This is a genomic window from Kitasatospora sp. NPDC054939 (assembly GCF_053610105.1).
Genome location: NZ_JBSGXP010000027.1, coordinates 29,250 through 53,026 on the forward strand (window position 1 = coordinate 29,250; position 23,777 = coordinate 53,026).

Genomic DNA, 23,777 nt, shown 5'->3' on the forward strand with positions numbered 1-23,777 from the left:
GCGTCAATAGGTCTGGACCACTGCCGAGGGGAGCGACTCGGCAGGACGCCGGCGGTCAGCGGAACTTCCGTGCACAGGACGGCAGGTGAGCGCCCGTTCAGTCCTCGTCGAGGATCCGGCGGAGGGTGGTGTCGATGTCCAGGTGCTCGGATTCCGAGCCGGCCGGGACGAGTTCGAAGGACTCGGTGAGGAAGGCCGTGACGTCGTCGTTCGGGGCGCTGAGCACGGTCGTGCCGGTGGGGCCGGTCAGGGCGATGATGACCTCGCCGGAGCGGCCCGGGCGCACCTGGACGTCGCCGTTGCCGACCAGGCCGTGGCGGCCCTCGTTCAGGAGCTCGCGGCCGAAGTACCAGCAGACGCCCGGGTCCTCGTCGCCGCCGTTGCTCCCGGCCGGGAAGGACAGGCGGGCCGTGTAGGGGTGCCGGGTGTCGAAGCGGAGTTCCGCGTCGACGGTGACGTCGGGCAGCGGGCCCGCGGGGAATCGCACCTGCATCGGACGGACGGCGGTCATCGGCATCGAACAGCCTCCAGCGCTCGGCGTCGTCGACGGCCCGGCCGGGCCGACGGGCAACCGTCTACCCGGAGCACCGTCCGGCAGTCACCGCCACCCGGACCTCCACAGTTCCCCCACGAACGGGCGGAGCGCGGCCGCAGGCCCGCTCCGGGGCGGGTCCGGCGCGCCCGACCGGGGCCGTCGGACACGCCCTACGATGTGGCCATGGTCGACCGCGAGCAGGTACCGGGCGCAGGCAGCGGGCACGAGGGCGCCCCGAGCGAGACCCGGCTCGCGGCCGCCGCCACGGTCTTCGCGCTGCTGGCCGATCCCACCCGTCTGCACATCCTGTGGCTGCTCACCCGGGGCGAGGCGGACGTGACGACGCTCGCCACCGCCTGCGGGGCGGCCCGGCCCGCCGTGAGCCAGCACCTCGCCAAACTCCGGCTGGCCGGGCTGGTCGACGCCCGGCGCGACGGGCGGCACGCGGTGTACGCGCTGAAGGACGGCCACCTGCGCCGGCTGGTGACCGAGGCGCTGAGCCATGCGGACCACCAGGTCACCGGGGAACCCTGGCATGCGTGAGCCCGGCCGGTACGGGGCCTGAGCCCGGCCGGTACGGGGCCTGAGCCCGGCCGGTACGGGGCCAGGGCGGTTGCCCGCCCCGACCGCGGGGTATCGGCTCCACAGTCGACAGGTGCGCACATGCGCACACGTCACTAGGCTGGAACCAGCGAACCACCACCCCGCCGCCGTCCGCAGGGATGCGCCCGCATGCTCGCCGTACTGCGCAACCGCACCTACCGCCACCTGTTCGCCGCCCAGGTCGTCGCCCTGGTCGGCACCGGCCTCGCCACCGTCGCCCTCAGCCTGCTCGCCTACGAGCTCGCCGGCGCCGATGCCTCCGCCGTGCTCGGGACGGCCCTGGCGATCAAGATGATCGCGTACGTCGGCATCGCCCCCGTCGTCGGTGCCGTCGCCGACCGGATACCCCGGCGGGCCGTGCTGGTGGGGACGGACCTCACCCGGGCCGCGGTCGCCCTCACCCTGCCGTTCGTCACCCAGGTCTGGCAGGTCTACGTCCTGGTGTTCCTGCTGCAGTGCGCCTCCGCCGCCTTCACCCCGACCTTCACCGCCACCATCCCCGAGGTCCTGCCCGACGAACGGGACTACACCCGGGCACTGTCGATGAGCCGCATCGCGTACGACCTGGAGAGCCTGTTCAGCCCGGCCCTCGCGGCCGCCCTGCTGGCCGTGGTCTCGTACGACCGGCTCTTCATCGGGACGGCCGTCGGCTTCCTCGCCTCGGCCGCCCTGGTGGTCTCGGTCGTCCTGCCCGGGCCGCGGCCGGTGGAGCGCACCGGGTTCCACCGGCGGGCCGCCTTCGGCACCCGGCTGTACTGGGCCACGCCGCGGCTGCGCGCCCTGCTCGCCCTGGACCTGGCCGTCGCGGCGGCCGGTGCCGTCGTGTTCGTCAACACCGTCGTCGTGGTGCAGGGGCACTTCGGCCGGGCCGCCGGCTTCGTCTCGCTCGCGCTGGGCGCCTACGGCCTCGGTTCCGTGCTCGCCGCGCTCGCGCTCCCCCGGCTGCTGGGCCGGCTGAGCGACCGGAGGGTCATGCTGGGCGCCGCGTCCGTGCTGCCCGGGGTGCTCGCCGCCGTCGCCGCCGCGACCGCGGTCGCCCCGAGCGGCTGGAGCTGGGCGGCGCTGCTGGTCTGCTGGGCCGCGATCGGGGCGGCCTGCTCGGCCGTCCTCACGCCCGGCGGGCGGGTGGTCCGCCGGTCGGCCGCCGGCCCCGACCTGCCCGCGGCCTTCGCCGCGCAGTTCTCCCTCTCGCACGGCTGCTGGCTGCTGACCTACCCCCTGGCGGGCCTGCTCGCGGCGGGCGCCGGGCTGCCGCTCACCGCGGTCGTGCTCGGCTGCCTCGCGCTGGCCGCGACGGCCGCGGCCCGCGCGGTCTGGCCGGCCCGCGACCCGGCGAGCCTCGGCCACGTCCACGACGACCTGCCCGAGGGGCACCCGCACCTCGTGGACGCCCGGCGCACCGCGCTCGGCTGGAGCCACGGGCACGACTTCGTCATCGACGCGCTGCACACCCGGTGGCCCGCCAGGGGCGACCACTCCCCGGCCCGGATCTGACCCCGCGGGTCCAAGGACGGTGGCGGGGCGGGGTGGGCGACCCGGTCGGCCGTCCGGGCGAGGGCGGGTGAACGGCAGGGTCGGCCGGTCGTGGCGACGGGCCGGGCGGGGGTGGTGGGCCGGAGAATGCCGGGCATGACTGGTGGCGGGTCGTCGGGTGTGATGGGTGGCGGGTACGGGCGGCATTCGGCCGCGCAGCACGCCGGGATGCGGGCTGCGGCGGACCTGCTCGACCGGGCGCTGGCGGCGGTGCCGCTGCCCGCGGACGGGCGGGCGTTCGAGGTGGCGGACCTGGGGTGCGCCTCGGGGGCCAATGCGCTGGAGCCGATGCGGCGGGTGGTGGCCGCGGTGCGCGGGCGGGACGACGAGGTGTCGGTCCGGGTGACCCACACCGACATCGCCGGCAACGACTTCAACGCGCTGTTCGCCACGGTGTCCGGCTCGGGCGGGTACGCGGGGGCGGCGGAGGTGTTCGCCTGCGCGCAGGCGGGCTCCTTCTACGGGCGGCTGTTCCCGCGGGCCGGACTGCACCTGGCGTGGAGCACCATCGCGGTGCACTGGCTGTCGCGGGTGCCGCAGCCGGTCGCGGGGCACATCTGGTCGCCCCGGGCGACGGGCACGGTGCGGGATGCGCTGCGCCGGCAGTCGGCGCTGGACTGGGTGGACTTCCTCGGGCACCGGGCGGAGGAACTGGTGCCGGGCGGTCAGCTGGTCGTGGTGGGCGGGGCGGTGACCGACGACGGGGCGAGCGGTGCGGAGGAGCTGTTCGACCTGGCACTGGCGGAGCTGGAGTCGCTGGTCGCGGCGGGTGTGCTGGGCCGGGCGCAGCTGGAGGCGATGACCGTGCCGACCTGGAACCGGACGGCGGAGGAGTTCCTGGCGCCGTTGCGTTCGGGGCCGTCGGCGGAGGCGTTCCGCCTGGAGGAGCAGGAGTTCGTGGTACTGGCCGACCCCGCCTGGGAGCGGTACGCGGTGGACGGCGATGCGGAGGCCTATGCGCGGGAGGTGGCGGCGTCGTTCGTGGCGGCGTTCGGGCCGTCGCTGTTCGGCGGGACGGCAGCGGGCACGGCGGGCACGGCCACCGGGGCGGACCTCGCCGGGCGATTCGAGGCGGGCCTGGCGGCGCGGGTGCGGCGGCGGCCGGAGGCCGGGGCGGCACGCTGGCGGGTGCAGTTGCTGCGGGCCACCCGACGCGCACCCGGGTGACCTGACCGCCGGGCGGGATGTCAGGTCTGCGGCGTGCCCGGACCGCGGAAGGCGGGCGGGCGCCACGCAGGCCTGGTGCGCCAGCAGGTCGACGAAGGCGGTGGCGAGGGGGTCGGGTCGGGTGCGGGTGTACGCGGCGAGGGTGCGGCGGCCCGCCGGGTGCAGCCCGCAGGACCGTCAAGGCGGTCCTCTACGCCGTCGACAACGCGTACGTGACCGGCACCGTGCTGCACGTCGACGGGGGCGGCCGGCTCGCCTGACGGCACCCCACCGCCCGTACGGACCGGGTGCCGGTGCCGACTACTCTCGGCCACACGGATCCGCCCGGCCGTTCGGCCCCCGGGCGGATCCGGGGCACGGCCGCCGCGGATGGCGGCCGACGACGGTGGCGGCCGACGAGGGAAGGGTGGGTGACCAGGGTGCTGGACGGCCTGGACGCGGCGCTGGTCCGTGAGCTCCAGTCGGACGGGCGGGCGAGCTACCAGCGCCTGTCCGGGCTGCTCGGCGTCTCCCGGGAGGCGGTCCGGGCGCGGGTGCACCGGCTGACCTCCTCGGGGACGGTGCGGGTGGTCGGGATCGTCCGGCCGTCGGTGGTGGGGATCACGGTGGTCGCCCACGTGTCGCTGGTCGTCGAGGGGGCGGCGCGGCCGGTCGCCGAGGCGGCGGCGGCCCGCCCCGCGACCTCCTTCGTGTCCTGCACGGCCGGGGCCGGGGCGGTTATCGCCGAGGTGCGGGTCGCGGACGACACGGCGCTGGAGCGCGAGTTCGCGGCGCTGCGCGCGCTGCCGGGGGTGCGGGGGATCGAGGTGTTCCGCTGCGCCGAGCTGCTGCGGGACGCGTACTCGCCGCTGCCTGTTGAGCGGGCGCCGGTGGAGCGGGCGGCGGGTGGGCGGGCGGAGTCCGTGGACGAGACGGACCGGGTGCTGCTGGGGCTGCTCCAGATCGACGGGCGGGCCTCGTTCGCCGCCCTCGCCGAGCGGGTCGGGCTGTCCCAGCCGGCGGTGCGGGCGCGGGTGCTGCGGCTGCTGGAGTCCGGGGCGGTGCACGTGACGGGGCTGGTCGCCTCGCAGGCGCTCGGGGTGCGGGAGGCGGTCGGGGTGGGGCTGGGCGTGCGGGGTCCGGCCCGGGAGGCCGCCGGGCCGGCGGCCGACCTGCCGGGGGTCAACTACGTGGCCGCGGGGTACGGCCGCCATGACGTGGTGTGCGGGATCGACGCGGCCGACCGGGCCGCACTGCTGGCCACCGTGGACGCACTGCGCGCGCTGCCGGGGGTGGTCCGCACGGAGTCCTGGTACCACCTGGACATCGTGAAGGAGACGTACAGCTACGATCTCCCGTCCGCGACGGCGGATCGTTCGCCGAATGCACCAGTCACTTAGGAACCGCCGGATCCACGCGGAATTCACCGCCGAACGACAACCCGAATCCCTTGACGCGATGTTTTCGCCTGCCCTTGAATGACCGGCATCCCCCTCCCCCTCACCTGCAGGGATGCCCGAATGACCAGTTCCACCCCACCCGGCGTCGCCGCGCTCCCCCGCTCGCTCGGCGTCTTCGGCGGCGTCCTGCTGACCCTCTCCTGCGTGACCCCGGCCTCCTCGCTGTTCATCGTGGTGCCGCCGTTGCTCCAGTCGCAGGGCAGCGGGGCGCTCCTCACCCTCCTGATCGCGGCCGTGCTCTCGCTCGGTGTCGGCTTCTGCTACGCGGAGCTCGGCACCCTGGTGCCCAGCGCCGGGGGCGAGTACTCGATCGTCGGGCAGCTGCTCGGCCGGCTCGCGGGCTGGCTGGTATTCGTCATCTCCGTGGTGTCGCTGCTGGTCATTCCGCCGATCATCGCGCTGGGCACGGCCGGATACCTGACCTCGGTGGTCTCGCTGGACCCGGCGCTCGCCGGCGCCGCGGTGATGCTGCTCGCCGTCGCCGTGGGCGTCCTGGACATCAAGGCGAACGCGCTGATCACCGGGCTGTTCCTCGGCCTGGAGGTGCTGGCCGCGGCCGTGGTCAGCGTGCTCGGCCTCCTCCACGTCCAGCAGCCGGTCGGCACCCTGGTGCACGCGGTCGTCCCGGACGGGCAGGGCGGCACCAGCCCCTTCACCGCAGGGCTGCTGGTCTCCGGGCTCGCCGTCGCGCTGTTCACCTACAACGGCTTCGGGACCGCGGTCTACCTGTCCGAGGACCTGCGCGACCCGCGCCGCTCGGTGGCCCGCACCGTGCTGTGGTCGCTGCTGGCCGGCGTCCTGCTGATCACCGTGCCGGTCGCCGCGATCTGCCTGGGCGTCGACTCCCCCGACCGGCTCGCCGAAGGGGACCTGGTCGCGATCGTCGACTCCTGGGCCGGCAGCACGGTCGGCACCTTCGTCAGCCTCTGCATCGCCATCGCCATCCTCAACGCGGTGATCGTCATGGTGCTGCAGAACGGGCGCGTGCTGTACGCCTCCGCCCGGGACCGCACCTGGCCCGACCCGGTCAACCGGCTGCTCGGCTCGCTGCACCCCCGCTGGGGCTCGCCGTGGGCGGCCACCCTGGCCATCGGCCTGCCGGGCGCGGTGCTGGCGCTCACCGTGCCGATCGACGCGCTGCTCGGCTTCACCGGCGTCGTGGTCGCGGTCATCTACCTGCTGCTCGGCTGTGCGGCGCTGACCGCGCGGCGTGCCCGGCACCGGGCGACGCCGGCCTGGCGGATGCCGCTGTGGCCGGTCGTCCCGGTCGTCACCATCGCCGTCATCGGCTACTCGCTCACCCGGCAGACCCTCCGGGACCTGCTGATCACCGGCGCCGTGCTGCTCGTCGGCACCGCGTACTGGTTCCTCTTCCTGCGCCCGCGCAGCGCCACCCACTGGGTGCTGAGCCTGCCGGCCGATCTCGACGACCCGGCCCACCCCGGCGCCGACGACGACGCCCCCGGCGACCCCGCCCGCACCATCGCCGCCGCCGACGGCACCGCCCCCGACAGCGCCGCCGTCGCCGGCACCACCCCCCGGAACGGAGCCCGGCCGTGACCCGCCCCGCCGACCTCGTCCTGCACAACGCCCACGTCCACACCGTCGACGACACCCGGCCGCGCGCCGAGGCGGTCGCCGTCCGCGACGGCCGGATCGCCTGGCTCGGCGACGGCGACGACTGGCGGGCGCTCGCCGGCCCGGACACCGAGGTGGTCGACGCCCGGGGCCGGCTGGTGCTGCCCGGGTTCGTCGACAGCCACAACCACGTCCGGCTGGGCTCCGACGCGGACTGCGTGCAGCTCACCGGGGCCGGCAGCCTCGACGAGATCGGCGCCCGGATCGCCGAGCGGCTGCGCAGCCACCCGGACGCCGAGTGGATCGAGGCCGAGGCCTTCGACTACTCGGCGATCCCCGGCGGACGGATGCCCACCGCGGCCGACCTGGACCGCTTCACCGGCGGCCGCCCCGCCTTCGTGCTCAGCTACGACGTCCACACCGCCTGGCTGAACTCGGCGGCCCTGCGCCGCCTGGGCATCGACCGGGACACCGCGCAGACGCCGTACGGCACCGTCCGCAAGGACCCGGCCACCGGCGAGCCGACCGGCTTCCTCACCGACTTCGCCGTCCGCGGCCTCTCCCGGGACGGCCACCGGGCGCTGCGTGCGGCCGGGGTGCCGTGGGCGGACCCGGACCGGCAGTACCGGCGGCTGGCCGGCAGCCTCGACATGGCGGCCCGGTACGGGATCACCACGGTGGTCGAGCCGCAGAACTCGCTGGACGACCTGGCGCTGTTCGAGCGGGCGCTGGCCGAGGGCCGGCTGAGGTCCCGGCTGGTCGCCGGGCTGTTCCACCCGCGCGGGACAAGCCCGGAGGACCTCGCCGCATTCGCCGCGGCGGCCCGCCGGTACGCCTCCGACCGCTTCCGGGTGGGTCCGCTGAAGCTGTACATCGACGACGTGGTGGAGCCGCACACGGCGGCGCTGCTCGAACCGTACGCCGGGCACCACAGCCACCGCGGCGAGACCTTCTACCCGCCGGAGGAGTTCGCCGAGGTGCTGGCCGGGCTGGACGCAGCCGGGTTCCAGGCGTTCGTGCACGCCACCGGCGACCGGGGTATCCGTACGGTGCTGGACGCGGTGGCCCACGCCCGCGCGGTCAACGGCCCGCGCGACGCCCGCCACCAGGTCGTGCACGTGGAGTGCCTGGACCCCGCGGACGTGCCGCGGTTCGCCGAGCTCGGCGTGGTCGCCTGCATGCAGCCGCGGCACTGCTCGCCCGACATCGCCGGCCCCGGCCGGGACTGGGCCGAGGCCGTCGGTGAGTACCGCTGGACCAAGGCCTGGCCGATGCGCAGCCTGCACGAGGCGGGCGCCGTCCTGGCGCTGTCCAGTGACTGGAACGTCGCCGAGATGGACCCGATGGTCGGCCTCTACACGGCGGTGACGCGCCGCGGGCTGGCCGGCGGCGACCCGTGGATGCCCGGCGAGACCCTGGACCTGGCGACCGCACTGCGCGGCTACACCCTGGGCAGCGCCTACGCCGTCCACCTCGACGGCGAGCTGGGCAGCCTCACCCCGGGCAAGCACGCCGACCTGGTGATGCTCTCCGAGGACCTCTTCGCGGTGGAACCGAAGGCGTACCTGGACACCCGGGTCGAGCTCGGCGTCCTCGCCGGCGAGGTCGTCCACCGCGCCGCCTGACCCGTCCGCCGCCCCGCCCCGCGCGCCCGCCCCCGGGCCCGTCCGCCTCCGCACGACGACCTCCGGTTCACCCGGTGCCCGTCGTGCGGATGCGGGCGAGCAGGGCCGCGGCGCCGTCCTCCGCGGCGATCCCGCGGGCGAGCTCGGTCGCGCGGCGGCGGAGGGACGGTTCGGACAGGCAGGCCGCGATGGCGTCGCCGAGGGCTTCGGCGCCGAGGTCCTGGAACGGCAGGGGCCGGGGGGCGACTCCCAGCCGGTGCAGCCGCGAGGCCCAGAACGGCTGGTCGGCCATGACGGGCACGGGTACGGCGGGCACGCCGGCGCGCAGGGCGGCGCCGGTGGTGCCCGCCCCGGCGTGGTGGACGACCGCGGCGGTACGCGGGAAGAGCCAGTCGTGCGGGACGTCACCGACGGCCAGCACGTCCGCTCCGCCAGCCGTCAGCTCGGCCCACCCCGCCTGCACCACCGCACGGACGCCGGCCCGCCGAACGGCCGCGGCCACCAGCGCGCCGAGCCGTTCCCCCTGCCCCGGCGCCATGCTGCCGAAGCCGATGAACACCGGGGGCGGACCGGCCTGGAGGAAGTCGACCAGCTCGGCCGGCGGCTGCCAGTGCTGCGGCCGGGCGGGCCACCAGTAGCCCACCGTCTCGACCCCGGTCGGCCAGTCGCCGGGGCGGGGCACCACCAGCGGGCTGTAGCCGTGGAGGACGGGTCGGAGGTCGCCCGGGGCCGGTGGCGGGCCGGCGGGCAGTCCGAGGCGGGCGCGCAGCCGGTCCACGGCTCCGGCGAAGAGGCCCTCCGCGCGTCCCAGCACCTCCCGGCCCGCGGCGAGGTTGCCCTCCGGGCCCAGGTCGTCGGTGCTGCTGCCCGCACCGGGCAGCGGGAACCGCCCGGTGGCGAAGGCCGGTACGAGGTAGGTGCCGATGACGGGGACGCCGAACGCCTCGCCGGCCGTCCGGCTGAGCGGCGCCGGGCCGAAGGCGGTGAGCAGCAGGTCGGCGCCGCCCGCGACGGCCTCGGCCACTCCGTCGGCCAGCCCGTCGACGTACGCCCGGGTCAGCGCGCGGGCCTCCTCGCGCGACGCCGCCCGTGCCCAGTCCCGGATGAGCGCCTGCGGGTCTCCGGGCACGGTCCGGTGGTCGAGGCCGCATCCTCGCAGGAGTTCGGCGAAGGACGGGTGGGCGGCCACGGCGACCTGGTGGCCCGCCTCCAGCAGGCGCCGGCCCAGCCCGGTGAAGGGGGCGACGTCCCCCCGGGAACCGGCGGTGATGATCAGGATCCGCATGCGGCGATTCTCCCCGACGATCGAGCGCGTGACCCCTCCCCCGACTCTTGCATGCAATGCATGCAATGACTACCGTGGCCGTCATGCAGGCCGAGACGGCGCACCGGCGGTTGCGCGAACTGATCCTCGACGGGCGCTATCCGCCCGGCACGCGACTGACCGAGCTGGAGGTCGCGGCCGTCCTGGAGATGAGCCGGACCCCGGTGCGGGAGGCGTTCCGGGCGCTGGCGGCCAACGGGCTGGTGACGGACGCCGGGCGCGGGGTGCGGGTGGTGGAGCTGGACGAACGGGAGCTGGCGGACGCCTACCGGGTGCGCGCCGCACTGGAGGCGCTGACCACCGAACTGGCCGCCGAACGGCAGCGGGCCGGCCGGATCGCGCCCGCCGAGCTCGCCGAACTGCGCGGGCTCGCCGACCTCACCCACACGGCGACCGCGGCCGGCGACCTGGCCGCGGGCGTCCGGCTCAACCGCCGCTTCCACCGCCGGATCGCCGAACTCGCCGACAGCCCGATCGCGTTGCACACCCTCGACCTGCTGTGGGACCGGATCCAGGTGTCCACCCGGCGCTCGCTGCGCCCGGCGGGCCGTACGGACGTGGTGGACGCCCAGCACCGAGCGGTGCTGGACGCTGTGGCCGCCGGCGATCCGCAGGCCGCGGGCGCCGCGGCCCGCCGCCACGTTCTGGACACCTGCACCGCCCAAGCCCCCACCCGCAAGAGCGAGACGGAGTAGCCGCCATGAGCCGCCTGCACACCTATGCCACCCGGGTCACCTGGACCGGGAACCTCGGCACCGGCACCAGCCACTACCGCGCCTACACCCGGGCGCACGAGGTGGCCTCCGGCGATCTGCCGCCGATCCTGGGCAGTTCGGACCCGACGTTCCGCGGTGATCCCTCGCGCTGGAACCCGGAGCAGCTGCTGCTGGCCGCGCTGTCCCAGTGCCACATGCTGTCGTATCTGCACTTCTGCGCGGTGAACGGCGTGGTGGTCACCTCGTACGTGGACGAGGCGACCGGGACGATGGCGACCGCGGGGGACAGCGGGCAGTTCACCGAGGCGGTGGTGCACCCGCGGATCACCGTCGCGGAGGAGTCGATGGTGGCGGCCGCGGTCGAGTTGCACAAGGAGGCCCACCGGGCCTGCTTCATCGCCAACTCGGTGAACTTCCCGGTCCGGCACGAGCCGACGGTGACGGTGGGCTGACCCGCCGCCGGGAGCACCTTGAGTCCTTGAAGTACCGTGCGGGGCCCGGGCGTCGAGCGATCGGCGCACCGGGCCCCGCCGTCGTGCCGGGGCTCCCCGGCGGGGGCGCGCGAACGGTCAGGGGCGCGCACGAGAGGTCAGGGGCGCACGAGCCGCTCGCCGGGGACCACCGCGACGCCGAGGATCTCGATCATCGCCTCGGGCTGCCAGAGCCCGGTCGTCCCGATGCCCGCCATGGCCGGGTAGACCGGGCCCGCGAGTTCGCGCCAGACCTTGCCGATCTCCTTGCCGTGCGCCTGGTAGTCGGGGATGTCGGTGAGGTGGAGCGTCACGCTGACCAGGTCCTCCGGGATCCCGCCGACCTCCCGAAGCGTGGTCAGGACGTTGCCGAACGCCTGCCGGAACTGCTCGACGATGCCGCCGGGGACGATCCGCATCCGGTCGTCGAGGGCGGTCTGCCCGCCCAGGTAGAGGGTGTTGCCGACGAGCGTGCCGTGCGAGTAGCCGCTCGGGGCGGGCAGCGAGGGCGGGTTCACCGGGATCGGGGGCATGGGCGCGTACCTCCTCGGGCGGGCCCCGTGACGGGCCCTCGGGCGGGCTGACTGCAGGCAGCGTAACGCATCTATTGACTGTCTTCGACGGTCGTGAAAATCTCGCTATACCGCTGCCCGCTGATCGTTGCCGTCCCGTGGGAGGACGCCGATGAGACTCGCCACCGTGGTCCACGACGGCCGTACGACGGCCGCCCTGCTCGACGGCGCACACTGGCGGAGGCTGCCGGCCCGGGACCTCTCCGAGCTGCTGGCGGCCACCGCCCCCGACCGGATCGCCGCACTCGCCGGGGCCGAGCTGCCCGGCGCCGTCCCCGTACTGCCGCTGCCCGCGCCGCGCAAGGTGGTCTGCTGCGGCCTCAACTACGCCGACCACATCGCCGAGACGGGCCGTCAGCTGCCGACCCATCCGACGCTGTTCGCCAAGTTCGCCGACACCCTGACCGGACCCGCGGACGACCTGGTCCTCCCGAAGGGCCTCGACCTGGACTGGGAGGCGGAGCTCGCGGTCGTCGTCGGCGCCCGGCTGGCCCGCGCGGACCGGCACGAGGCCGCGCGGGCCGTCGCCGGGTACACCGTCGCCAACGACGTGAGCGTGCGCGACTGGCAGCGGCGCACCCTGCAGTGGTTTCAGGGCAAGGCCTGGGACCGCACCACCCCGCTCGGCCCGGTGGTCGTCACCCCCGACGAGCTCGATCCCGCCGCGGGCGTCGAGGTGGTCTGCCGGGTCAACGGCGCCGAGCGCCAGCGCGGCAACACCCGCACCCTGGTGTTCGACGCACCCGCACTGCTCGCCTACGTCTCGGCCTTCACCGCCCTGCACCCGGGCGACCTCGTGCTGACCGGCACCCCCGGCGGGGTGGGCATGGGTATGGACCCGCCCGTGTACCTCGCCGACGGGGACCTCCTGGAGACCGAGATCCAGGGCATCGGCACCCTGCACAACCGCATCCGCCTCACCGCCGACCCCCTCCCCGACCTCTCCCCCGACAGGAGCTGAGCATGGGACCCGACCCCGGGCACGCCGTCACCGGCGACAACTCGATGTACGCGACCGAATCCGGGCTGGTCGTGCCGGTGGTGACGCGCGGCGGTCTGGAGACCGGCGCCACCACCCAGACGGACGGCGCCTCCCGGATCTCCGGCGTCTCCGTCCAGCACACCCCGGCCACCCGGCTGTGGTTCGGGAAGGTGAGCAACGAATCCGGCTTCCGCTCGGTGCCGCACCACCACGGCGAGGCGGAGACCGGCGGGTACGTGCTGTCCGGGCTGGCCCGGATCTACTTCGGCGACGGCTTCCGGGACTACCTCGACCTGGCCGAGGGCGACTGGATCTTCGTCCCGCCGTACCTGCCGCACATCGAGTGCAACCTCGACCGGAACCGGCCACTGACCTGGCTGACCACCCGCACCCCGGAGAACATCGTGGTCAACCTCCCCCAGGTGGCGGACGCCGACCTGCGCGACTGGCAGGACCGGCCGTGACCGACCTCAGGACCGCACCGACCTCGGCGGTCTTCACCGCCGCCGTCACGCTCACCCCCACCGAGCCCGAGCACTTCGACCGGGCCTTCACCGCGACCACCCAGCCGTGCCCCTGGCCCAAGGCGTACGGCGGCGACATGGTCGCCCAGGCCGCCGCCGCCGCCGTCCGGTCGGTCGAGGGCAAGACCCTGCACTCGATGCACTCCTACTTCCTGCGGCCCGTCGACATCGGCGCCGACGTGCGCTACGAGGTGGAGCTGCTGCGCGACGGCCGCGGCTACGCCACCCGGCAGGTCCGCGGCTTCCAGCACGGCAAGCCCGTCTACACCTGCCTGGCGAGCTTCGCCACCGGCGAGCCGGGCGCCAGCTACGCCGCCAAGCCGCCGGCCGGGGTCCCGGGGCCCGAGGAACTGCCCAGCTCCGCCGCGTACCTGGCCGCCGCCGGTACCGGGGGCACCATGACCGACGCGTCCAGGGAGTACTGGAGCGGCGGACGCAGCTTCGACATGCGGCACGTCCCGGGCCCGGTCTACCTGACCGTCGAGGGCGAGCGGGTGCCGCACCAGGCGGTCTGGGTGCGCCCGTTCGACGCACTGCGCCCGGTCGAGGGCCTGACCGACGAACAGCGCGACCTGACCGCGCTGGCGTACGTCTGCGACTACACCGTCCTGGAGCCGGTGCTGCGGACGCTGGGCCTCGCCTGGGCGCAACCGGGGCTGGTGACCGCCAGCCTGGACCACGCGATGTGGTTCCACCGGCCCGGCCGGGTGGACGGCTGGCTGCTGTACGCCCAGGAGGCGGTGGCGGCCGAGTCGGGCCGCGGGCTCGCGGTGGGGCGGTTCTTCACCGCCGACCACGTGCACCTCGCCACCGTCGTCCAGGAAGGCCTGATCCGCGCCCTCTGACCGGTACGGGGCCCCCGCGGGCCCGCGGAAAGGAACCCAGATGGACCAGCTGGACCGGACCGGGAGATCGGAGCCCTCGGGCCGGGCGGAGCTCGCCCCCTCCGCCTATCCGGACACCTTCGCCCGCGACCACCTCCCGCCGCGCCGCCTGTGGCCGGTGCTGGAGTTCACCACCGAGCAGGTGCAGTACCCCGAACGGCTGAACGCGGCCACCGAACTGGTCGACGTGCCCGCCGCGCTGCACGGCGCCGACCGGCCGGCCCTGCGGACGCCGCAGGGCGAGGTGTGGACGTACGGGGAGCTGCGGCGGCGGGCGAACCGGATCGCCCGGGTCCTGGCCGAGGACCTGGGGCTGACCCCCGGCAACCGGGTGCTGCTGCGCTCGCCCAACAACCCGTGGACGGTCGCGGTGTGGCTGGGGGTGCTCAAGGCCGGCGGCATCGCCGTGACGACGATGGCGGCGCTGCGGGCCCGCGAACTCGCGCCGATCGCCGAGCGGACACTGCCGGTGCTGGCCCTGGTCGACCACCGGTTCACGGCGGAGGTCGAGGCGGTGCGCGACACCGTGCTGCCCTCGCTGGTGGTGGTGCCGTACGGCGGCGACGCGCCGGACGACCTGGTGCGCCGCGCGGCGGGCAAGCCGGCGGAGTTCACGGCGGTCGACACGGCCGCCGACGACGTGGCGCTGTTCGCCCCGACCTCGGGCAGCACCGGGGTACCGAAGATCACCACGCACTTCCACCGCGACCTCCTGTCGATCGACAACACCTTCGGCCGGCACACCCTGCGGCTGGAACCCGGCGACCTGGTGGCGTGCACGGCGCCGTTCGCGTTCACCTTCGGCCTCGGCATCCTGGTGGTCTGCGCGCTGCGCGCCGGTGCGTGCGCCCTGCTGACCGAGGCGGTCGCGCCGCCGGCGCTCGCCGACCTGATCGCCGAGCACGGGGTGAGCGTCCTGGCGACCGCGCCGACGGCGTACCGGCAGATCGTCAAGGCCGGGAAGGCGGAGCGGCTGCGCGGGCTGCGGTCGGCGGTGAGCGCCGGGGAGCACCTGCCGGCCGGGCTGTGGGAGCAGTTGCGGGCCGAGGCCGGGATCGAGGTGATCGACGGCATCGGGGCCACCGAGATGATCCACATCTTCATCTCCGCCGCGGGCGCGGACATCCGCCCGGGGGCGACGGGGCGCGCCGTGCCGGGCTTCCGGGCGACCGTCCTGGACGCCGACGGCCGGGAGGCGGCCCCGGGCGTCGAGGGCCGGCTGGCGGTGATCGGCCCGGTGGGCTGCCGCTACCTGGACGACGTGCGCCAGGAGAACTACGTGGTCGACGGCTGGAACGTCACGGGCGACACCTACGTCCGCGACGAGGACGGCTACTTCCACTACCGGGCCCGCACCGACAACATGATCGTCTCCTCCGGCTACAACATCTCCGGGACGGAGGTGGAGGCCGCGATCGACACCCATCCGGACGTGGTGGAGTGCGCGGTGGTGGCCCGGCCGGACGCCGAACGAGGGTCGGTGGTCTGCGCGTTCGTCGTGCTGCGGGAGGGCGTGGCGGGCTGCGACGCCACAGCCGCAAGCATCCAGGAGCACGCCAAGGCGCAGCTGGCGCCGTACAAGTACCCGCGGGTGGTGCGGTTCAGCGAGGCACTGCCGCGCAACGCCAGCGGGAAGCTGCAGCACTACGTGCTGCGCCGGCTGGTCGCGAAGGAGGGCCGGGCATGAGGATCGCGGTCGTGGGCGGCGGCCCCGGCGGACTGTACGCGGCGGCGCTGCTCAAGCAGTTGGACCCCGGGCACGAGATCACGGTCTGGGAGCGCAACGCGCCCGACGACACCTTCGGCTTCGGGGTGGTGTTCTCCGACCAGACGCTCGGGGGCATCGAGAACGCCGACACGGTCGTCCACCGGGCGATGGAGAGCCGGTTCGCGCGGTGGACCGACATCGACATCGCGTTCGGGGGGCACGCGTTCACGGTCGGCGGGCAGGGCTTCGCGGCGATGTCGCGCAAGGAGCTGCTGGCCGTGCTGCAGGCGCGGGCCACCGAGCTGGGCGTCGTGGTGCACTACCGGACGCCGGCGCCGGACGTGGACGGGCTGCGGCAGACGCACGACCTGGTGATCGCCGCGGACGGGCTCAACTCGGCGGTGCGCACCAAGTACGCGGACGCGTTCGGCCCCGCGCTGGACTGCCGGCCCAACCGGTACATGTGGCTGGGCACCGACCTGGTCTTCGAGGCGTTCCAGTTCTTCGTCAAACAGACGGAGTTCGGGACGATGCAGGTCCACGGCTACCCGTACTCGGCGGAGGCGTCGACCTTCATCGTGGAGATGGCGGAGGACGTCTGGCGGCGCGCGGGCTTCGACGCATCGGAGGGGACGCAGTTCGCCCCCGGGGTGTCGGACGAGCGGGCGGTGGCCCGGATCCGGGAGCTGTTCGCGCCGGAACTGGCCGGGCACGCGCTGCTGACCAACAACTCGCACTGGCTGAGCTTCACCACCGTCCGCAACGAGCGCTGGCACCACCAGAACGTGGTCCTGCTCGGCGACGCCGCGCACACCGCGCACTTCTCGATCGGCTCGGGCACCAAGCTGGCGATGGAGGACGCCCTGGCACTGGCCGCCTGCCTGCATGAACACCCCACGGTGACGGAGGCGTTGACGGCGTACGAGAGCGAGCGCCGCCCGGTGGTGGAGTCCACGCAGCGCGCCGCCCAGGCCTCGCTGGAGTGGTTCGAGAACATCGGCATGTACGCCGGGCAGGATCCCGCGCAGTTCTGCTTCAACCTGCTCACCCGCTCGCGCCGGATCACCTTCGACAACCTGAAGGAGCGCGACGCCGGGTTCGCCCGGCTGGTCGAGTCCGGCTTCGCCCGGGCGCAGGGCTCGGACGAGGACGCGCCGGCGATGTTCCAGCCGCTGGTGGTCGGCGGTCTGCCGCTGAAGAACCGGATCGTGGTCTCGCCGATGGACATGTACTCCGCCGTCGACGGGGTGCCGGACGAGTTCCACCTCGTCCACCTCGGTTCCAAGGCGCTCGGCGGGGCCGGCCTGGTCATGACGGAGATGGTCTGCGTCTCCCCCGACGCCCGGATCACGCCCGGCTGCACCGGCCTGTGGAACGACGTCCAGCAGGAGGCCTGGGCCCGGGTCGCCGGCTTCGTCCACGGCCGGACGACCGCGCGGGTCGGCCTGCAACTCGGCCACGCGGGCCGCAAGGGCTCGACGAAGCTCATGTGGGAGGGCATGGACCGGCCGCTCGACACGGGCAACTGGGAGGTCCTCGGCCCGTCCGCACTGCCGTACGGGGCGGGCTGCCACGTGCCCCGCGAGATGACCCGGGCGGACATGGACGCGGTCGTCGCGGACTTCGCGGCAGCCGCCCGGCGGGCGGGCGAGGCGGGCTTCGACCTGCTGGAGGTGCACGCCGCCCACGGCTACCTGCTCTCCTCCTTCCTCTCCCCGATCGCCAATCACCGCACCGACGAGTACGGCGGCGACCTCGCCGCACGGCTGCGCTTCCCGCTGGAGGTCTTCGACGCCGTCCGCGCGGCCTTCCCCGCCGAACGCCCGGTGACGGTGCGGATCTCCGCGACCGACTGGGCCCCGGACGGCAACACCGAGCACGACGCGGTCGGGATCGCCCGCGCCTTCGTCCGGCACGGCGCGGCGGCCATCGACGTCTCCTCCGGCCAGGTCACCCAGGACGAGAAGCCCGCGTTCGGACGCTCCTACCAGACCCCGTTCGCCGACCGGATCCGGCACGAGGTCGCCGCGCCCGCGGGCGTCGCGGTGATCGCGGTGGGTGCGATCTCCTCCGTCGACGACGTCAACTCCATCCTGCTGGCCGGCCGCGCCGACCTGTGCGCGCTGGGCCGCACCCACCTGCACAACCCGCAGTGGACCCTGCAGGCGGCGGCCCAGCAGGAGTACCGCGGCCCCGGCGCGCAGTGGCCGCAGCAGTTCGCGGCGGGCCGCCGCCGGCCGCCCACCTCGCGCACCGATGCGGTACGGCCCCGGCTGGCGCTGCTGCGGGACACCCCGCCGGACGAGACCCACCTGCGCTGGACGCCGGGCCGCACGAGCGGGTGAGCACCCGCGGTGCGCCGGGCCGGAGCGGGGCGGTCGGAGCCGGCCCGGTGCGGTCAGAGCCGGTACCGGCGGTGCAGCGCCACGGCGTCGGCGGTGCGGCCGAGCTTCCAGTAGGCGGCCGCCAGGTTGGCGCGGGCCGCGCGCGTGTTCGGGTGGTCGTCCCCGTATCGGCGGGCGAGGGCGACCGTCACGGACTCGCCGAGTACGGCGGCGGTCAGGTGGTACTCGGCGTCGTGGTGGGCGGCGGCCAGGTTGGCCCGGGCGACCAGGGTGTCCGGGTGGCCCTCGCCGAGCAGTCTGGTCAGGTCCTCGACGACCCGTCGGCCGAGGTCGATGGCGGCCGCCGGCCGCCCCGACTGCCGGTGGAGGGAGGCGAGATTGCTCCGGGTGATCACGGTGTCGGGATGGCCGGGTCCGAGGACCCGCTCGCGGGCGGCCAGCACCGTCCCGAGGAGATCGATCGCCTCCGGCAGCCGGTCGAGGTGCGAGTAGGACATCGCGAGGTTGGCCCGGACGGTCAGGGTGTCGGGGTGGTCGTGGCCGCGCTCCGCCTCGGAGACCGCCAGGTTCTCCTCCTCCATGGCGGCGGCCGCCTCGACCTGGCCGGCATGGCCCAGCGCGGTGGCGAGGTTGGTGCGGGCGGCGAGCGTCCGCGGGTCGGTCGGGCCGAACAGGCGCGCCTGCTCCTGGAGCACCCAGGCTCCGAGCTGCACGGCCCGGTCGGTGCTCCCCGCCAGGCGGTAGTAGACGGCGAGGTTGTTGCCGACCCCCAGCGTCACGGGGTCGGTGGCACCCAGCACCCGCCGGCAGTCCGTGTGGAGCGCTTCGAGCAGCAGGACGGCCTCCGCCAGTCGGCCCACCCGGGCGTAGGAGGAGGCCAGGTTGCGGCGGGCCGTCAGCACGTAGGGGTGCAGCGGGCCGAGCCGGTCACCCGCCTCGCGCAATCCCTGCTCGTCCAGGGCCACCGCCTCGTCGTAGCGTCCGGCGTCGCGGTAGGAGGCGGCGAGGTTGCCGCGGGCCACCACCACCTGGGGCCCCTCCCCGTGCAGCCGCAGCTGGTCCGCCACCAGCTGCTCCTCGATGGCGATGGCCTCGTCGGCGCGGCCCGCGAGCCAGTGGGCGGAGGCCAGGTTGGCCCGGGCGACGAGGGTGTCCGGGTGCTCCGGGCCGAGGCGCTGCTCGGTCCGGTCCGCCATCCGCTGCCAGTACGCGGTCGCGGCCTCGCCCTTGTGGGCGTCGAGGAAGCTCAGCCCGGCCCTGACCAGCACCGGGTGGCCCTCGTCCGACCAGAGCTGCTCGTCGGTGTGGCGGGCGAGGGCATCGGTGTTGGCGCGCAGCACGGCGGCCAGGGCGGGGCGGGTCTCGTCGGGGTCCGGCCAGACGTCCAGCAGCGCATCGGCGACCGCGACGGCCCGGACCGCGGCGCCCTCCGCCGGGGCGGTCTCGCGCGCGGCGCGGGCGGTCAGGGCGTGCACCCGCACGGTCCGCCCGCCGGTGGGGGCCGTCCCGGCGACGGACGGCTCGACGGCGGACGGCTCGACGGTGAGCAGCGCGTACCGGTGCAGGACCCGCAGCGCGGCGCGGGCCTCGTCCTCCGTCACCGGCGCGCCGGGCGGGTCGGCCGCGCCCGCACGGACGGCGGTCAGGTGGGCGAGGGCGGACTCGGTGGTCCAGAGGCTGTCCGGATGGCCGACCGGGTCGAGCAGGGCGGTCAGCCCGAGCAACGGGGCCGCCAACCCGGCCGGATCGGTGGCCTGCGCGGCGTCGAGCGACAGCAGCAGGGTGGCCGTGATCGCCCGACCGTACCCCTCGGTGTCGGCCTCCGGCGGCAGCAGCCGGTCCAGGGTGGTCGCCCGGTCCTGGAACCGCTCCAGGTAGACGGCGCAGGACCGGTCCTCGTTGATCATGTAGGCGGCGGCGTGGGCCAGCGCGAGGGGCAGGTGGCCCAGGGCCTCGGCGAGGTCGGCGGCCCGGTCGTCCAGCAGATGGGCGCAGTCGTCCCGGCCGAGGCGCTCGGCGAGGTAGGCACGGGACTCGGCGGGGCTGAAGACGTCGACGACCACGCGGCGGCGCCCGCTGCCGGTGAGCCGGGCGTCCTGCCGCCGGGTGGTGGCCAGCACCCAGCCCGCCCCGGTGTGGCAGGCCGGCCACCAGGCGTCCACGTCGGCCGGGTCGGCGATGTCGTCCAGGACCACCAGCCAGCGGCGCCCGGTGGTGGCCAGCCAGCGCAGGAACGCGCGCGCGTCCTGCTCGGCGTCCAGGCCCGCCGCATCCGGCACCCGGGCCCGCAGCGCCGCACGGGCGTACGTGCCGACGATGCGCTGCTCCTCCCCGGCCGGGACCCAGACGACGAGGTCCACCTCCCTGCGGTGGACGGCCTCGGCGGCGTAGGCCGCGGCGAGCTGGGTCTTGCCGACCCCTCCGGCGCCCGAGAACAGCTGGGTGAGCACCACCGGCCCGCCGGCGGCGCGGGCGGCGTCGATCCGGGCGCGCAGCTCGGTCCGGGGCTGGAAGCCGGAGGCGGTCGCGGGGATGGCGTCGACCACCAGAACGGCGGGCTCGGGTTCCGGGGGTACGGGGTGTACGGAGGGCGCCGGGGGTGCCGGGGGTGCGGGCGAGTGGACGTGCTGGGTGATGGTGATGTCCCCGCCGGCGGCGATGCTGTGCCCGGACGCCCTGACGTCGAGGTGCGCGGCAGCAGTCCCGGGGCCGTCGGGGGTCGGCTCGGGCCCGTCGGAAGTGGGTTCCGGGCGGGGCTTGCGGCCGGGGAACGGGTTCATCCGCAGCTCCCCGAGGTGGCGCGGTGACCGGCGCAGGCGGCCCTTCCGCGCGCGACGGCGGGCGCCGCACCCGGTCCCGTCCGGAGCCGGATCCGAAGCCGGATCCGGAGCCGGTCCCGTCCGGTGGTCTCCGCCATGACGCACTCCTCCCCTCGGGCAGCACGGACCTGACTGATCGTCAATCCATCTGGCGCGGCTCGAATGTAGCGCCCGCTCGCGGGCAGGCGGGGCGAAACGGTGAAGTCCGCCCACCGGCCGCTGCGGCGCCCCGCCCCGCCGTCCGCCCAGCTGTCCTCCCGGCCCTCCGGCCGGGCCTCGGCACCGGCCGGAGGCGCCGACCCCGGCCCCGGCGGGCCGTTCGCAGTAGGATCATGTTCTCGTGACCATGAGCGACGCCGAAGACGGCCACCCCACCCAGGCGGTGCCGCCGCGATCCCTGATCGTGACGGTGTACGGCCTCTACGCCCGCGAGGTCGGGGGCTGGATCGGTGTGAGCACCCTGATCCGGCTGCTCGCCGAACTCGGCGTCGACGCCCCGTCCGTCCGCTCCTCGATCTCCCGCCTCAAGCGCCGCGAGATGCTCGTACCGGAGCGGCGGGACGGCCGGGCGGGGTACGCGCTCTCGCCCTACGCCCGCTCGGTCCTGGAGACCGGTGACCGGCGGATCTTCGAACGGCACGCGGCGGACCGGGGCGGCTGGGTGATCGCCGTCTTCTCCGTCCCGGAGAGCGAGCGACAGCACCGCTACCAGCTCCGCTCGCGGCTCACCTGGCTGGGCTTCGGCACCGTCTCCTCGGGCGTCTGGATAGCCCCCGCCCACGCCCTCGACGACACCCGCGAGCACCTGCTCCGGCACGGCCTGGACCAGTACGTCGACCTGTTCCGCGGCGACTACGTGGCCTTCGGCGACCCCGCCGAACAGGTCGGCCGCTGGTGGGACCTCGCGGCGCTGCAGAAGCTGTACACGGAGTTCGTCGCCGAGTTCGCGCCGATGGCCGAGCGGTGGCGCGACCCGGCGGCGCGCGGGGACGAGAAGGGGGACGGGGACGGGGACGGGGCGGCGTTCGGGGACCGGGAGGCCTTCGTCGCCTACGTCCAGGTGCTGACGGCCTGGCGGCGCTTCCCCTACCTTGACCCGGGCCTGCCCGAGGCGCTCCTCCCCTCGCCGTGGCCCGGCACCGCCGCGGCGGACCTCTTCTTCGCCCTCCGGCACGCCCTGGAGGAGCCGGCCCACCGCTTCGCCCGGAAGCTGCTGGCCGACCCGGCCTAGGCTCCCGGTGAAGTGTGGACCGTCCGGCCGCCGACCACGGTGCGCACGGGCTGCAGCTCGCGCAGCACGTCCAGCGGGCAGCTCAGCGGATCGACCGGCCAGACGGTCAGATCGGCGAACGCCCCCGGCCGCAGGCTGCCGCGGTCGGCACTCTCCCCCAGCAGCCGGGCGGCGTCGACGGTGTGCAGGGCGACCGCCTCGTCCCGGCCGATCGCGTGCTCGGGGCCGACCACCCCGGCCACCGTCCCGCGGGTCGTCATCCCCCACACCGACAGCATCGCGCCGTACGGGCCGACCGGGAAGTCCGAACCCGCCGCGAGCAGCGCGCCCTCGTCCAGCCAGGCGCGCAGCGGGAACAGCCCGCCGGTGCGCTCCTCGCCCCAGGCCCGCTGCTGGGTCCGGGCGCCGTCGTGCAGCAGCGGGTGCTGCACGGTGACGGGGATGCCGAGCGCGATCGCCCGGGCCCGCTGGTCGGCGCGGGCCAGCCCGCCGTGCTCGATCACCAGCGTGCCGGGCGGCAGTCCGGGCCGGTCCTTGAGCACGGTCTCGAAGACGTCCAGCAGGGTGCGCAGCCCGCGGTCGCCCCAGGCGTGCACGCCGACCTTCCAGCCCCGCCCGACCACCCGGTCGACGGCCTCGGCGAGGGCGTCCGGTTCCCAGAGCAGGCTGCCGTGGTAGCAGGGCTGCCCCTGGTAGGGCTCCTCCAGGGCGCCGGCCTCGAAGCCGCCGTCGATGCCGAACTTGACGCCCCACACCCGCAGCAGGTCGTCGTCCCGGCCGGCGTCCCGCCAGGCGTCCATCCGGTCCAGCAGCGCGTCGACCTGGGCGGGCGTACGGGCGGCGAAGCCGGAGACCAGCGCCCGGACCCGGACCGCGAGCGCCCCCGCCGACCGGGCCGCGAGCAGCACCTCCAGGTCCTCCACCGGGACCAGGCAGTCGCGGACGGTACCGATGCCGGTGGCGGCGTACCCGGCGGAGGCGGCGCGCAGGCCCTCGATCCGCTCCTCCGGGGTGGGCCGCGGCACGACCGGTTCGACCAGCTCGATCGCCTTGTTGATCAGCCGCCCGGTCAGCCGGCCCTGCGCGTCGCGTTCGATCACCCCGCCGGCCGGTGCACCGGTGGCGTCCGTGATGCCCGCCAGGCGCAGCGCGGCCGAGTTGAGCACCATGTTGTACGCGCCGCGGCGCACCAGCACCGGGTGGTCGGCGGTGGCCCGGTCGAGCTCCTCGGTGGTGGGCATCCGCTGCTCGGCGAGGTTGATCTCCTGCCAGTTGACGGTGGTGTGGATCCACTGCCCTGGCGGGGTGCGCTCGGCGCGCTCGCGGACCAGCCCGAGGAACCCGGCGATGTCCCGCGCCCGGTGGACGGGGACGCCGTGGACGCTGTGCCCGGCGAGGATCAGGTGGGTGTGGGTGTCGTCGAAGGCGGGCAGCACGGTCGAGCCGTCCGCGTCCACCACCTCCGTGGCGGGCCCGATCAGTCCGTCCAGCCCGTCGGCCCGGTCCGCCACCGCGGCGATCCGCCCGCCGGCGACGGCGATCGCGCGCTGCGGCGACTCCCCGGGGACGAGCGTGTGCACGGTGGCCCCGCGGACGAGGAGGTCGGCGGCTGCCCGGTCACGGGCCTGCTGGTCGTTCGGCATCCTCCCAATCTCCCGGCCCCGCCGGGGCTGCGCAAGGGATCCCGCAGCCCGCGTCGGTCCCGGGGCGGTTCCTGCTCAG

Annotated in this window: 19 protein-coding genes; 14 read left to right on the forward strand and 5 right to left on the reverse strand. The window is 75.2% G+C overall.

Features of this window, described 5'->3' with window-relative positions; translation table 11 throughout:
- Window positions 1-97: 97 nt before the first annotated feature.
- Window positions 98-517, reverse strand: coding sequence for an SsgA family sporulation/cell division regulator (locus tag ACWGB8_RS10870; RefSeq protein WP_452212339.1), 420 nt, complete (start codon window positions 515-517; stop codon window positions 98-100).
- A gap of 201 nt (window positions 518-718) precedes the next feature.
- Between ACWGB8_RS10870 and ACWGB8_RS10875 the strand changes: the two genes are divergently transcribed.
- The 6 genes from ACWGB8_RS10875 to ACWGB8_RS10900 all read left to right on the forward strand — a co-directional run bounded on the left by ACWGB8_RS10875 (window position 719) and on the right by ACWGB8_RS10900 (window position 8,480).
- Window positions 719-1,078: an ArsR/SmtB family transcription factor gene (locus ACWGB8_RS10875; protein ID WP_452212341.1), complete on the forward strand. Its 360-nt coding sequence runs from the start codon at window positions 719-721 to the stop codon at window positions 1,076-1,078.
- Window positions 1,079-1,267: 189 nt separating this feature from the next.
- Window positions 1,268-2,632 carry an MFS transporter gene (locus ACWGB8_RS10880; protein ID WP_452212343.1) on the forward strand — a complete coding sequence of 455 codons (1,365 nt, stop codon included), beginning with the start codon at window positions 1,268-1,270 and terminating at the stop codon, window positions 2,630-2,632.
- Between the two features lie 135 nt (window positions 2,633-2,767).
- On the forward strand, window positions 2,768-3,838 hold the full coding sequence (locus tag ACWGB8_RS10885) for a hypothetical protein (RefSeq protein ID WP_452212345.1): 1,071 nt from the start codon (window positions 2,768-2,770) through the stop codon (window positions 3,836-3,838).
- A 410-nt stretch (window positions 3,839-4,248) separates the two neighbouring features.
- A complete protein-coding gene (locus ACWGB8_RS10890) occupies window positions 4,249-5,217 on the forward strand; it encodes an Lrp/AsnC family transcriptional regulator (RefSeq protein ID WP_452212347.1) in 969 nt (322 codons plus the stop codon).
- A 120-nt stretch (window positions 5,218-5,337) separates the two neighbouring features.
- Window positions 5,338-6,837: an APC family permease gene (locus ACWGB8_RS10895; protein WP_452212349.1), complete on the forward strand. Its 1,500-nt coding sequence runs from the start codon at window positions 5,338-5,340 to the stop codon at window positions 6,835-6,837.
- Complete coding sequence (locus ACWGB8_RS10900; protein ID WP_452212351.1) at window positions 6,834-8,480, forward strand: amidohydrolase; 1,647 nt, start codon at window positions 6,834-6,836, stop codon at window positions 8,478-8,480. Before ACWGB8_RS10895 ends, ACWGB8_RS10900 begins: the two co-directional genes overlap by 4 nt.
- A gap of 67 nt (window positions 8,481-8,547) precedes the next feature.
- Here the strand turns inward: ACWGB8_RS10900 and ACWGB8_RS10905 are convergent, their stop codons facing one another.
- On the reverse strand, window positions 8,548-9,765 hold the full coding sequence (locus ACWGB8_RS10905; protein ID WP_452212352.1) for a glycosyltransferase: 1,218 nt from the start codon (window positions 9,763-9,765) through the stop codon (window positions 8,548-8,550).
- 65 nt (window positions 9,766-9,830) lie between these two features.
- On the opposite strand from ACWGB8_RS10905, the gene ACWGB8_RS10910 reads away from it, so the two are divergent.
- Complete coding sequence (locus ACWGB8_RS10910) at window positions 9,831-10,499, forward strand: GntR family transcriptional regulator (RefSeq protein WP_452212354.1); 669 nt, start codon at window positions 9,831-9,833, stop codon at window positions 10,497-10,499.
- A gap of 5 nt (window positions 10,500-10,504) precedes the next feature.
- The gene (locus tag ACWGB8_RS10915; RefSeq protein ID WP_452212356.1) at window positions 10,505-10,972 is read left to right on the forward strand and encodes an OsmC family protein; all 468 of its coding nucleotides are present in this window, start codon (window positions 10,505-10,507) and stop codon (window positions 10,970-10,972) included.
- 137 nt (window positions 10,973-11,109) lie between these two features.
- On the opposite strand, the gene ACWGB8_RS10920 is transcribed toward ACWGB8_RS10915, so the two are convergent.
- Window positions 11,110-11,523: a RidA family protein gene (locus ACWGB8_RS10920; RefSeq protein WP_452212357.1), complete on the reverse strand. Its 414-nt coding sequence runs from the start codon at window positions 11,521-11,523 to the stop codon at window positions 11,110-11,112.
- Between the two features lie 151 nt (window positions 11,524-11,674).
- On the opposite strand from ACWGB8_RS10920, the gene ACWGB8_RS10925 reads away from it, so the two are divergent.
- From ACWGB8_RS10925 to ACWGB8_RS10945, 5 genes are read left to right on the forward strand one after another with little or no spacing between them, the layout of a single operon-like run.
- The gene (locus ACWGB8_RS10925) at window positions 11,675-12,523 is read left to right on the forward strand and encodes a fumarylacetoacetate hydrolase family protein (RefSeq protein ID WP_452212359.1); all 849 of its coding nucleotides are present in this window, start codon (window positions 11,675-11,677) and stop codon (window positions 12,521-12,523) included.
- A 2-nt stretch (window positions 12,524-12,525) separates the two neighbouring features.
- Window positions 12,526-13,008, forward strand: a complete 483-nt coding sequence (locus ACWGB8_RS10930) for a cupin domain-containing protein (protein WP_452212360.1) — start codon at window positions 12,526-12,528, stop codon at window positions 13,006-13,008.
- The gene (locus ACWGB8_RS10935; protein ID WP_452212362.1) at window positions 13,005-13,913 is read left to right on the forward strand and encodes an acyl-CoA thioesterase; all 909 of its coding nucleotides are present in this window, start codon (window positions 13,005-13,007) and stop codon (window positions 13,911-13,913) included. The genes ACWGB8_RS10930 and ACWGB8_RS10935 overlap by 4 nt, the downstream gene beginning before the upstream one ends.
- A 40-nt stretch (window positions 13,914-13,953) precedes the next feature.
- Complete coding sequence (locus ACWGB8_RS10940) at window positions 13,954-15,639, forward strand: AMP-binding protein (protein WP_452212363.1); 1,686 nt, start codon at window positions 13,954-13,956, stop codon at window positions 15,637-15,639.
- Window positions 15,636-18,005 (forward strand): bifunctional salicylyl-CoA 5-hydroxylase/oxidoreductase, encoded by a 2,370-nt coding sequence (locus ACWGB8_RS10945; protein WP_452212365.1) that lies wholly within the window; start codon window positions 15,636-15,638, stop codon window positions 18,003-18,005. The genes ACWGB8_RS10940 and ACWGB8_RS10945 overlap by 4 nt, the downstream gene beginning before the upstream one ends.
- A 53-nt stretch (window positions 18,006-18,058) precedes the next feature.
- On the opposite strand, the gene fxsT is transcribed toward ACWGB8_RS10945, so the two are convergent.
- Window positions 18,059-20,785, reverse strand: coding sequence for an FxSxx-COOH system tetratricopeptide repeat protein (gene fxsT, locus ACWGB8_RS10950; protein ID WP_452212367.1), 2,727 nt, complete (start codon window positions 20,783-20,785; stop codon window positions 18,059-18,061).
- A 385-nt stretch (window positions 20,786-21,170) separates the two neighbouring features.
- On the opposite strand from fxsT, the gene ACWGB8_RS10955 reads away from it, so the two are divergent.
- A complete protein-coding gene (locus ACWGB8_RS10955) occupies window positions 21,171-22,055 on the forward strand; it encodes a PaaX family transcriptional regulator (RefSeq protein ID WP_452212369.1) in 885 nt (294 codons plus the stop codon).
- Here ACWGB8_RS10955 and ACWGB8_RS10960 read toward each other — a convergent pair.
- On the reverse strand, window positions 22,052-23,698 hold the full coding sequence (locus ACWGB8_RS10960; protein ID WP_452212371.1) for an amidohydrolase: 1,647 nt from the start codon (window positions 23,696-23,698) through the stop codon (window positions 22,052-22,054). The genes ACWGB8_RS10955 and ACWGB8_RS10960 overlap by 4 nt on opposite strands.
- Window positions 23,699-23,777: the final 79 nt, after the last annotated feature.